Origin of the sequence: Candidatus Kirkpatrickella diaphorinae (assembly GCF_025736875.1) — a bacterium.
Taxonomy (GTDB): Bacteria; Pseudomonadota; Alphaproteobacteria; order Acetobacterales; family Acetobacteraceae; genus Sorlinia; species Sorlinia diaphorinae.
This window is the reverse complement of sequence record NZ_CP107052.1, coordinates 360,001-371,340: the sequence shown is the minus strand read 5'-3', so window position 1 is coordinate 371,340 and position 11,340 is coordinate 360,001. Positions and strand designations below refer to the sequence as shown.

General features: G+C 57.4%; 7 protein-coding genes, 1 tRNA gene and 2 rRNA genes (1 of these 10 only partly in view). 1 reads left to right on the top strand and 9 read right to left on the bottom strand.

Going from position 1 to position 11,340, the window contains the following annotated elements; translation table 11 throughout:
• Positions 1–29: 29 nt before the first annotated feature.
• The 5 genes from N5W20_RS01730 to N5W20_RS01710 are packed head-to-tail and all read right to left on the bottom strand — an operon-like array spanning position 30 to position 6,228.
• A complete protein-coding gene (locus N5W20_RS01730) occupies positions 30–1,760 on the bottom strand; it encodes an ABC transporter ATP-binding protein (protein WP_319807211.1) in 1,731 nt (576 codons plus the stop codon).
• The gene (locus tag N5W20_RS01725; RefSeq protein ID WP_319807210.1) at positions 1,754–3,514 is read right to left on the bottom strand and encodes an ABC transporter ATP-binding protein; all 1,761 of its coding nucleotides are present in this window, start codon (positions 3,512–3,514) and stop codon (positions 1,754–1,756) included. Before N5W20_RS01725 ends, N5W20_RS01730 begins: the two co-directional genes overlap by 7 nt.
• Before the next feature lie 16 nt (positions 3,515–3,530).
• Entirely contained in the window at positions 3,531–4,298 is a 768-nt protein-coding gene (locus tag N5W20_RS01720; RefSeq protein WP_319807209.1) for an SDR family oxidoreductase, read from the bottom strand.
• Entirely contained in the window at positions 4,295–4,951 is a 657-nt protein-coding gene (locus N5W20_RS01715; protein WP_319807208.1) for an isochorismatase family protein, read from the bottom strand. The genes N5W20_RS01720 and N5W20_RS01715 overlap by 4 nt, the downstream gene beginning before the upstream one ends.
• A 59-nt stretch (positions 4,952–5,010) precedes the next feature.
• A complete protein-coding gene (locus N5W20_RS01710; RefSeq protein ID WP_319807207.1) occupies positions 5,011–6,228 on the bottom strand; it encodes an isochorismate synthase in 1,218 nt (405 codons plus the stop codon).
• Positions 6,229–6,813: 585 nt separating this feature from the next.
• On the opposite strand from N5W20_RS01710, the gene N5W20_RS01705 reads away from it, so the two are divergent.
• Positions 6,814–7,479 carry a MucR family transcriptional regulator gene (locus N5W20_RS01705; protein WP_319807206.1) on the top strand — a complete coding sequence of 222 codons (666 nt, stop codon included), beginning with the start codon at positions 6,814–6,816 and terminating at the stop codon, positions 7,477–7,479.
• A 34-nt stretch (positions 7,480–7,513) separates the two neighbouring features.
• Here N5W20_RS01705 and N5W20_RS01700 read toward each other — a convergent pair whose 3' ends face one another.
• The 4 genes from N5W20_RS01700 to N5W20_RS01685 form a co-directional block, all read right to left on the bottom strand.
• Entirely contained in the window at positions 7,514–8,131 is a 618-nt protein-coding gene (locus N5W20_RS01700; RefSeq protein ID WP_319807205.1) for a TetR/AcrR family transcriptional regulator, read from the bottom strand.
• Positions 8,132–8,443: 312 nt separating this feature from the next.
• Positions 8,444–8,520, bottom strand: a tRNA-Met gene (locus N5W20_RS01695).
• 62 nt (positions 8,521–8,582) lie between these two features.
• Positions 8,583–8,697 (bottom strand): 5S ribosomal RNA (gene rrf, locus N5W20_RS01690).
• Positions 8,698–8,866: 169 nt separating this feature from the next.
• Positions 8,867–11,340, bottom strand: a 23S ribosomal RNA gene (locus N5W20_RS01685) (it continues 264 nt past the right edge of the window).

Here is an 11,340-nt window from a genome sequence, read left to right as displayed (position 1 = left end):
GATGCCGCACGACGCAACGGGCGGGCCTCTCAGCCCGTCAGGCGCCACCCCAGTGCCTGGCGCCGCTCATGACAGAACCGGTCAAAATAACCTCGCGATGTCAGGCAATCTGCGGGCGTGCCACGCTCGACAATGCGACCAGCCTCAATTGTCAGAAGATAATCTGCGTGCATGACGGTCTCAAGCTGGTGGGTGATCATCACGATCGTCGTTTTTCCCCGCAATTGCCGCACCACATCCTGAAACGCGGCCACATTCAAAGCGTCAAGCGCTGAACTCGCTTCATCAAGCAGAAGGATCGGCGCGTCTTTTAAAAGCGCGCGGGCAAGGGCAACTCTTTGACGCTCACCGCCGGAGAGCTGACACCCCCCTTCCCCGACCTGCGTGGCCCAGCCATGACGCCGCTGCGCAACGAGCGCATCGACCCGCGCGAGACGGGCGGCATGGCGCCATGTTTCTTCCGACGCGTCCGGATTACCGATGCGGATATTCTCCTCGATCGACCCTGCAAACAGAAAGACGTCCTGTGAGACAAGGGCGATCTGGTCCATGAGCTGATCTGCCGGGAGTTCACGCAGGTCGACACCGTTAATCAAGATCTGCCCCTTTGCCGGGTCATAAAACCGCATCATTAATTTGAGAAGGGTGCTCTTACCCGCGCCGGAGGGTCCGATCAGCCCGGTTACGCTCCCTTGTGGCACGTCGAACGTCACATCATGCAGAATGGCATCGCCATAATGAAAGCCGAAATCGACGGATCGGAATGAGATGGCACCCGGCGCGGTGAGATTTTTGCGATGAGAGGCTTCCGGCAGGGTCGGTTCATTCATGATGGCGGCGATGCGTTCGATTTCCCGCCTGATCATGCCCAGCACACCCATGCGCGCGCCGAGCATCGCCAGCCCGCCGGAAAACCGGGTCGCAAGAACGAGGAAAGCCATAAGTCGCGGCACGCCGAGCCCCCCGGACAGGGTGAGATAAAGCCCGACCCCCACCAGCAACGCGAAAACGAGCTGCACGCTCAACCCGCTGATCAATACTTTCGGGAATGTGGTTGCCAATAGAGATTGCCCCGCCTTGTTTTTGGCTTCCAACGCCTGGGTCAACGGCTTGTAAGCGGCACTCTCGTGACAGAAGGCGCGCAAGGTGGCCTGACAGCGTGCGAATTCAATGACGCGATTATTGAGGGTGACGGTCGCTTCATGCGATGGCGCCTCCCCCCTTATGATCGATTTGCTGATCCGGGAATTGGCGGCGAGGACGCCGATTGCGCCGCCAAGGGCCACGATGCCGAGACGCCAGTCCAGCAACATCATCGCGCCACTTGTCAGAAGCGGCACTGCAATATCCGAGAGAAGGGCCGGCAGCAAATGTGACAGGGCGCTGGCCAGCCCCATCGCGCCGTATGTCGCACAGCGCGAGACCTGACCACTGACCTCCCTTGTGAACCAGCCCAATGGCAGGCGCACCATATGCTGACCCAAACGGGATTGCACCGTGCGCAGAACCGTCACGGAAAGCCCCAGCCCCCGCATTGTCTGCCAATAACGCAGAAGGCAGGTCATCACGACCGCGATGGTCAGGACAATCATCCAGCTTTCAAGACGGCCATAAGCGTGTGTCATGAGGGATTGCGTCACCGGTATCAGAAGCAGGGTCGTGCCCGCTTCACTGAGCCCGCTGACAGCGAGGAGGATGAGATAGCTACGGATAAGCCGGATCTGATCCGGCATCAGCAGGCTGCGCAGGGAATTCAGCATGGCAGGGCACCTTCCGTTTCGGCCGGATGCGCGTGAGGCTGCGCCCGGTTTTCGACCTCCCACAGATCTTTGTAACAGCCATCTTGCGCGATCAGCGCCTCGTGACGGCCTTTCTGGATAATCTGACCCTCTGCAAGGACCAGAATCTGGTCAGCATGGACGATGGAAGCTAGTCGATGCGCAATGACAATCACCGTCCGCCCGCGTGCAAGATGGGAGAGCGCCGCTTGTATCTGCACTTCATGATCCGGGTCGGCGCTTGACGTGGCTTCATCCAAAATCAGGATGGGCCGGTTGGCAAGGATCATCCGCGCCAGGGCGATGCGCTGCGCCTCACCGCCTGAGAAACGATGTTTGTCACCGATGATCGTGTCATAGCCTTGCGGCAGGGCCTGGATGACGGAATCAATCTGTGCCGCCTGTGCGGCCGCGATGATGTCGCTTTCCCCCGCATCCACTTTACCCAGGCGGATATTGTCGCGCACAGTGCCATGCAGCAACTCCACTTCCTGCAGGACGAAGCCCACCTGTTTATAGAGGGTTGCGCGGTCAAGCTGACGCACATCGACGCCGCCAAGGCGTATGGCCCCCTCCGTGACGTCATAAAATCGCGGGACAAGCCGCGCCAAAGTGGATTTGCCTGCACCGGAAGGCCCGATCAAAGCTGTCACCGTCCCAGGCGCACAAGTGAAGGAAATGTGACCGAGCACCGGACGTCCATCGTCATAGGCAAAGCTGACATGATCAAATGTGACTTCAGCGCTGCGCGGGCTGAGCGGGTGCGTTGGCGCTGGCAGGATTGGGAGTGAGAGAAGGTGCTCGAGACGCTCGGCCGCCGCCTGCGCCTTCTTGAAGGCGGCATTGCCCGTATGCAGGGTTTGGAAACTCTGGGGCAGCGTGATGGCGACCATGATTTCAGCAAGGAGCATGACCGGGGTCACCTGCCCGGCTGTCACAAGGTGATACCCCCCGGCGAGACTGGTCAGCATAATGACCGGGACAGAAAGGAGAAGGGCGGAGATCGCCTCAATCCGCGCGGTGCGACCGGCCCATCCCCCGTAAAATGCGGCAAAACGCGATGTGGCCTGGCCATAATCATTATGGATCCGCCGCGCCTGTCGATAGGATTTGATGACGACGATATTGCGGATCAACTCAACGATCGCGGCGCTGATTGCCGCGAGGTCACGGTCCATATGTTGCAGATTTTCACGATATCCGCGCATCATCCAGAGATATGCCACGCCGTAAAGCGGCCAGGTGGCCACTGCGAGAAGCGCGAGGCGCCAGTTGAGCAGCGACAGGCAGAATAAACCGATGAGAGGTTGGGACACGGCACGCACGCGCTCCACCTCATGGTGCGCCGTCAGATAATGAAGTTCGGTCAGGTCATCCTCGACCGCCTTGCGGACGATGCCTGAATGCGTCCCGGTAAACCATCCGAGCGGGAGGACGCCAAGATGCGTGATAATCCGGCCCCGCAGGCGCGCCTGAAGGCGCTCATCCGCGAGATGGGTCAGCCCCATTGCCAAAGTCGTGGCCAGCCAGCCCGAGACTGCACAAATGACGATGAGGGCCGCCAGGATCGCAATGCGATGGAGGTCGGGCGGGGCGGTCTGCAGCGCATCGGCCAGCGCCGCCAACCCGAATAGCGGCACAAGTGCCGAGACCCCGCCCAGTGCGCCAAGCCAGATGCCGCCCCTTATCAGCGTTCGGACCGGTTTGCGCAGCGATTTCAGTGTGTCATTGCGCATATTCAAGCCCCCAGATTTAAGCCCCTAAACTCGCCCCGCCATCCACGACGATATCCTGCATGGTGATGTGCCCGGCACGATCGGAGAGGAGGAACATCGTGATGTCGGCAATATCCTCCACCGTGGCGATTTTGCCCAGCGGAACACCGAGCCTGAACGCATTCGGCGCGCCCCGCACCACGTCCGCCGCGCCGAAGCCCGGCTTCCAGAGACGCCTCTGCATCTCCGTATCCGTTGAACCGGGCGAAACAATGTTACACCGGACATGATGGGGCGCCATTTCAAGCGCCAGCCCTCGCCCCATTGCCGCAAGGGCCGCTTTCGATGCGGCGTAGCCCAACATACCCAGGCGAGGAATGTGCGCTGCATTTGAGCCGATCAGCACAATCGCACCACGTTGCGCGGCGCGCAGGGCAGGCAATGCGGCTTTGATGAGGTTGAATGGCCCCGTCACATTGACGGCGAAAAGCCGGTCCCATGCTTCCAGCGACAAGGTCTCGCCACTGCCCTCCATGAATATACCGGCTGCATGGACGAGGTAGTCCGGGGCCGCGTTGCGTGAGAGAAGGGCATCCGCCGCTCTGCGTGTAGCTTCGGCATCAGAAATATCGAAGATTATGCCCTCCGACACCGTATCAGCTTCTATCGGGTTCTGATCCATGCCAATCACATAGACACCTTCAGAGAGAAGACGGGTGCAGATCGCCTTGCCGATACCTTGCGCCGCGCCGGTCACCCAGGCAATTTTTGACTTCCCGGCCAATATCTTATGCGCAACCGTCATTGTCCGAGAAACTCACACGCTTCGGCGGTGTTCAGCACCCGCCCACAGCGTGACTCAACGTAGCGAAGCGCCATTTCATGATCCGCCAGGCTGAAATCCGCCGTCGCATCCGCGATCAGGAAAGATTTCACATCCATCATAAAGGCGTCCAGAGTTGTGGCCAGGCAGCCAATCGACGCATAGACACCGCAAAGGATAAGCTGATCGCGCCCCGTTGCCTCCAGATGCTTTTTCAGGTCGGTTTTTGCAAAGGCGCTATATCGCCATTTCGTCAGCACGATTTCTTCCGGGGCCGGTGTGAGATCTGACACGATGCGCGCGGCCTCAGGGGCCTTATCTGTCAGGCCCGGCCCCCACATGTCGGTCAGGAGCGCGCGCGCCGCCGGGCTCTGACGCGTTGGCTGGGCGGTGTAGAAAATTGGCAGGCGAAGGGCGCGGCATTGCGCGCGGAGCGCCTCGATGTGGGCGATCATACCGCGCACAAGCGGCGCGTCACTGTCGTAAAATGACAGAAAATAATCCTGCATGTCATGGATCAGCAGCGCCGCGCGTGGAGGATCAATCACCCAATTGACGCGCGGTTTGACGCCTTCTTCTCGGCGGGTCTGCTCCCATCGCGGCAGAGGGTAGGATGTTATTTTCGGGATCGCCATAAGATGTCCTGATCTCTCGCTATTTTATTTTTTGAGCACGCCTCTCGCGTCAAACGTCGTCACATTTTGTCGGGCTCAAGGCCGAGAGCGCGCCGCATCGTGCCCAATTTGGCCTCGATTTCCCGCCATTCCGCTTCAGGGTTGGAACCCGGCAAGATGCCCGCGCCGGAGAAGAGCTGCGCCTCCGCTCCCTTGATGATGCCGGAACGGATGGTCACCACCCATTCCCCATCCCCGCGCGCATCACTCCACCCGACAAGTCCGGCAAACAGGCCCCGCCCCGAAGGCTCAAGCGCCGAAATGGTGCGGAAGGCAAGGTCTTTCGGCGCGCCGCACAAAGCGGCGGTGGGGTGGATGAGACGTGCCAGATCCAGCGCACTCATCTTCGGGTCCCGGATGCTCCCGCGCAATTTGGTTGAGAGGTGCCACATTGTGGCCGTCCGGGTCAGGCTGGGTATGTCGGGGATATCCAGGTCGCGACTCAGGTCGCTGAGTTGAGACCTTAATTGCGCGATGACGATCGCGTGCTCGTCCCTGTCCTTGGCAGATGAAAGCAGCATCTGACCACGGCGCGCATCCTCCGCCTGATCCGGGGAACGGGGGATGGACCCGGCCAGCGGATGACAACAGAATTGCGCACCGGTTTTTCTGACGAGCAGCTCCGGGCTTGCGCCAATGAGGATGCTGCCGTCCCGCAACGGAATCTGAAACACCATGTCTCGCTGGTTTTGCGTGATCAACCGCCGCACGACGGAAGGCACATGAACAGGCCCTGAAAAACGCAGACGCGCACATCGACCCAGGACGAGTTTCCGGAGATCCGAATGCGCCATTCTCTTTTTGACGTCGATGACAAGATCGCAATATCGGGCTTCCGACAAATCGGAATGATAAGATTGGAGGGTAGGTTCCTCAATTGTTTCAGCGCCGTAATCCGCCTGAAACATCTCCCGCGTCGTGAGCGCGATATCCGTCGGGATAAATAATTCCGCCTGTGCCGACAGGCCGAAGGGGAGCGCCCCCATGATCGTCGGTGCAACGTGACCCGCATGGAAAGCGGCATTTTCCCGCCACTCCGCAAGTTGCTGGCACGCTTGATTCAAATCGAGGCGTTTCTGAAGGCGGGATGCTTTCACCGCACGGAAAGAGGACAGGAAAAATGTCGGCGCGGCATTCTGCGCATGAGCAGATCGCGATAGAGCTGGGGTGCATTCAGGCGATGAGGGTGCCTCATGCATCATATGCCCGGGTGATAATTGGTCGTGGTTCATCATCATGGGCCGCCGGTTTTGACGAAATGACTCAGATTGAATGAAAACGAGGCGGGTCCTGGACCTGCCTCTCATTCTGGAAAACACGGATTATCCGGTGATGCAAGTGATAATCGTTTTCATTAAACACGGTTTTCATAAGTCATTGATTTCCCGTGTTGCGGGGCGTCATGTCCATGAAGGCCGGGCGCGCTATGACTTTTTATCAAGACGCTGACAGGTTTCCGTTTTGATATGACATACTGGTTGTTCTTTTTTCGCTGACTTGGAAGTATAAAACCGGACGTTCCATCCTCCTCCAGCAAGGCATTTTCATCTTTATCATTTCGATAAGGGTGGTGGCATTGGCGTGCCTGTCACGCAGCGTTCAGTCATCTTCGAGACACATGGAATCAACGGTCGTTTTTCAAGCGACGTGGCTCTGAGGGCTGTGTGTCGGGGTCGGGCTTGATGAAAAGCCGGTGGACATCTTTCAAGGGGGATCGGCTTGCCACGCACTTCCACTGTGGTTAAGCTCGTTGGAGCGATGACCTCATTTAAGGGGACGTGGCAAGTCGTCCCTGCCAAAATTCGGGGTGAAATTCTGTCACAATGTCGAAAATAACCGATGATATTCATGACCCGGATTGCTCGGAAGATATTTATCTCGCGCGCCTGAGAGCCATGACCGACATCGTCGCCGCCCATCTGGCGACGACAAGGGTGGAGACTGCCCAATTACCGCAGCTTGTCCGGGAAATTTACGGCACGATTTCCCGAATGGACCCGCTTTGGCTGTTGGAAACATCTGAATCGTGCCCGTCATTTGATGACACTAAGGCGGATATTTACCCGTCGGCCCCCCTCCGGGCGAAGCCGATGGAGACGTTCGATGCGCGTCCAGACACGACAAGCCCCGCGCTGATACCTGCCGTGCCTATTCACCAATCGGTCCATCCCGATTACATCATCTGTCTGGAAGATGGGAAGCGACTGAAAACACTGAAAAAACATCTGAGCGCGACGTTCGGCATGTCGGTAGAGGATTATCGACGCAGATGGGGGCTCCCGCCTGAATATCCGACGGTCGCGCCGAATCTTTCCGCCAGTCGGCGGGGACGTGTGCGGAAGATTGAGGAGAAACGCCCTTACCGCACTGCTGAACGTGACGCGTCGGATGTTTCAGCTTTTGACGACTCAGGCCGTGCGCCGACCCGATTGAGAGGGAATACGCGTCGGCATACTGCGAACCTGCTCGATAAAATGGCGTCCCGTTAAGGCCAAACTCCGATAGCGGATTTTCATGCAGTCTTTAACGGGCGCGCGTCGAAACGGCTCGATCCAGTTCGCTCCTGAGGGCGAGTTCAACCATTTGCCACGCATTTTCAGCTGCGTCTTTCTCCCCCAGCGAATGAGCGGCGATGATTGCCCCGTCAAGGAGACAAAGGATAGACCGCGCCAGGTTTTCACTACGGTTTTTATGCACGCCCAATTCTTCAACAAAAGACTGTATCGCGGCACGAAGGCTGAGCTTCTGCGCTTTGCTGAGTTTGGCGATTTCCCGCCTCTTGCCGGCATATTCTCCCGTCGCGCGATAAAACAGACACCCGGCGAAACTGGGCTTGTGAAACCATTTTGTGTGGTAATCAAAAATCGCTTTCAAACGTGCGCGCGGCGCCCTGTGCGCCGTGATGGCGGTGATGAGACCTTCCTCCACCTTATCGATGCGGTCACCCAGAACCTCCACAACCAGCCCGTCTTTACTGCCGAAATGGCGGTAAAGCGTTGTTTTGGTCACGTTCGCCGCCCGCACGACGTCCTCAACACCGACCTGATGAAAACCTGATTGCTCAAACAGCGTGACGGCTGCCGTCAGGATCTCATGCCGGTTTTCATGACTGCGTCGTTTTCGCACCTGGATCTGCGACAATTTCCGGACCTCTCACTTACCGGAAATGTGACCGATCGCCCTTCAGTCACCGGTCACACCCCTCATTATCGAGAGATTTAAGCAGATAGTTACGAATGCCTCAAGACGATACGACGGCGATGTGCGCTTCCTCCCGGCGTTTTCTGGACGCTTTGAGTTAGCTGCGGGTTGTCAGAGGTTTGTAACGATGAGGGTGGACGTGCTTCGTAGCGCAGGTCCTGTTGTGAGGGTGTGATGATCAGGAGTTATGGACGCGGGTTGGCGGCCTGATTAAGGCGGGTGATGAGCGTGGTGTGTGGGAGTAGTTTAAGATGGTTGCGGGGGCAGGATTTGAACCTGCGGCCTTCAGGTTATGAGCCTGACGAGCTACCGGGCTGCTCCACCCCGCGATGATGGGGGATGCGTGATGTAATCCCCTGTTGTTGTATGTTTGATGTGGGTGGGTCAGGAGACCTGGCGGCGACCGACTTTTCCGCAGCTTAAGCTGCAGTATCATAGGCGCTGGGGCGTTTCACGGCCGAGTTCGGGAAGGGATCGGGTGGAAGTCTCCCGCCATGGCCACCAGGTCATCTGGCCCACCCTTTTCAGGGTGGAGAGGCTGGTGCATGCCCTGTCTCGCTTAATGAGTGAGACGGGATGAGGAGAAGGGGTAGGATGAGATGAGAGACACGCAATGGATGCGTGGATGACTGCTATGTATGTGCATGCTGCTTTCCTGTGAGGGAGAGCGGCGTTGATGTGAGTAATAAGGGCGATTAGGACTGGTCAGCTGCACGTGTTACCACGCTTTCACACCCAGCCTATCGACGTGATGGTCTTTCACGGCCCTGTGAGACCTTGTTTTGAGGTAGGTTTCCCGCTTAGATGCTTTCAGCGGTTATCCTGTCCATACTTAGCTACCCGGCGGTGCCGCTGGCGCGACAACCGGTGCACCAGAGGTATGTTCATCCCGGTCCTCTCGTACTAGGGACAAATCCTCTCAAGTCTCTTACACCCACGGCAGATAGGGACCGAACTGTCTCACGACGTTCTAAACCCAGCTCACGTACCACTTTAATCGGCGAACAGCCGAACCCTTGGGACCTGCTCCAGCCCCAGGATGTGATGAGCCGACATCGAGGTGCCAAACCTCCCCGTCGATGTGGACTCTTGGGGGAGATCAGCCTGTTATCCCTAGAGTACCTTTTATCCGTTGAGCGATGGCCCGTCCACGTGGGACCACCGGATCACTATGGCCGACTTTCGTCTCTGTTCGAGCTGTCACTCTCACAGTCAGGCGGGCTTATGCCATTGCACTCGACAGTCGGTTTCCGACCGACCTGAGCCCACCATCGCGCGCCTCCGTTACACTTTGGGAGGCGACCGCCCCAGTCAAACTGCCCACCATGCAGGGTCCCGGACCCGGCTTACGGGTCGCGGTTAGACATCAAAGACAGTCAGGGTGGTATTTCAAGGATGGCTCCACACAGACTGGCGCCCATGCTTCATAGCCTCCCACCTATCCTACACAGAATGTCTCTGATGCCACTGCAAAGCTGCAGTAAAGGTTCATAGGGTCTTTCCGTCTGACCGCGGGTACCCCGCATCTTCACGGGGAATTCAATTTCGCTGAGCCGATGCTGGAGACAGTGGGGAAGTCGTTACGCCATTCGTGCAGGTCGGAACTTACCCGACAAGGAATTTCGCTACCTTAGGACCGTTATAGTTACGGCCGCCGTTTACCGGGGCTTCAATTCAATGCTCTCACATCTCCTCTTAACCTTCCGGCACCGGGCAGGCGTCAGGCCGTATACGTCGTCTCTCGACTTCGCACAGCCCTGTGTTTTTACTAAACAGTCGCTACCCCCTGGTCTGTGCCACCCGCACATGGTTGCCCACATACGGGTCTCGCTTATCCCGAAGTTACACGAGCAATTTGCCTAGTTCCTTCAGCATCGTTCTCTCAAGCGCCTTGGTATACTCTACCAGTCCACCTGTGTCGGTTTCGGGTACGGTCTATATGCCAGAGCTCTTTCCCGGAATGCTCCAAAAGCCTGTCCAATCCATTAAGAACAGACAACATCTCGCATTCGTCACTTCTGGCAGGCCCAGTAATATTCAACTGGTTCCCATCGACTACGGCTTTCGCCCTCGCCTTAGGGGCCGGCTTACCCTGCGTGGATTAACCTTGCGCAGGAACCCTTGGACTTTCGGCGACAGTGTTTCTCGCACTGTTTGTCGCTACTCATGTCAGCATTCGCACTTCCGATATCTCCAGAGAGGGTCACCCCGTCTCCTTCGCAGACTTACGGAACGCTCCGCTACCGCGCATACAATGTATGCACCCACAGCTTCGGCACGTGGCTTGAGCCCCGTTACATTTTCGGCGCAGGGTTTCTATTAGACCAGTGAGCTATTACGCTTTCTTTAAAGGATGGCTGCTTCTAAGCCAACCTCCTGGTTGTTTTGGAATCCCCACATCCTTTCCCACTTAGCCACGATTTAGGGGCCTTAGCTGGTGGTCTGGGCTGTTTCCCTCTCGACAATGGACCTTAGCACCCATCGTCTGTCTGCCGTGCTCATACTCCTCGGTATTCGGAGTTTGGTTAGGTTTGGTAAGGCTTTGGGCCCCCCTAGCCCATCCAGTGCTCTACCCCCGAGGGTAATACACGACGATCTACCTCAATAGATTTCGCGGAGAACCAGCTATCTCCGAGTTTGATTGGCCTTTCACCCCTAGCCACAGCTCATCCCCGACTTTTTCAACAGGCGTGGGTTCGGCCCTCCAGTGCGTGTTACCGCACCTTCAGCCTGGCCATGGCTAGATCACTCGGTTTCGGGTCTTCTGCCAGCAACTCATGCGCCCTATTCAGACTCGCTTTCGCTTCGCTTACACCTATCGGCTTAGGCTCGCTGCAAACAGAAACTCGCTGACCCATTATACAAAAGGTACGCCGTCACCCCATAAGAGGCTCCGACTGCTTGTAGGCATTTGGTTTCAGGTCTCTTTCACTCCCCTCATCGGGGTGCTTTTCACCTTTCCCTCACGGTACTTGTTCACTATCGGTCATCAGGGAGTATTTAGGCTTGGAGGGTGGTCCCCCCATGTTCAGACAGGGTTTCACGTGCCCCGCCCTACTCAAGAAATTATCCAGGAACTACGCATACGGGGCTATCACCCTCTCTCGCCAGACTTTCCAGACTGTTCTGCTTCCCTTGAATAATCTACT

Coding starts and splice junctions, on each gene's coding strand:
- N5W20_RS01730 (WP_319807211.1), bottom strand. CDS start 1,760: ATGCTGAATTCCCTGCGCAGCCTGCTGATGCCGGATCAGATCCGGCTT.
- N5W20_RS01725 (WP_319807210.1), bottom strand. CDS start 3,514: ATGCGCAATGACACACTGAAATCGCTGCGCAAACCGGTCCGAACGCTG.
- N5W20_RS01720 (WP_319807209.1), bottom strand. CDS start 4,298: ATGACGGTTGCGCATAAGATATTGGCCGGGAAGTCAAAAATTGCCTGG.
- N5W20_RS01715 (WP_319807208.1), bottom strand. CDS start 4,951: ATGGCGATCCCGAAAATAACATCCTACCCTCTGCCGCGATGGGAGCAG.
- N5W20_RS01710 (WP_319807207.1), bottom strand. CDS start 6,228: ATGATGATGAACCACGACCAATTATCACCCGGGCATATGATGCATGAG.
- N5W20_RS01705 (WP_319807206.1), top strand. CDS start 6,814: ATGTCGAAAATAACCGATGATATTCATGACCCGGATTGCTCGGAAGAT.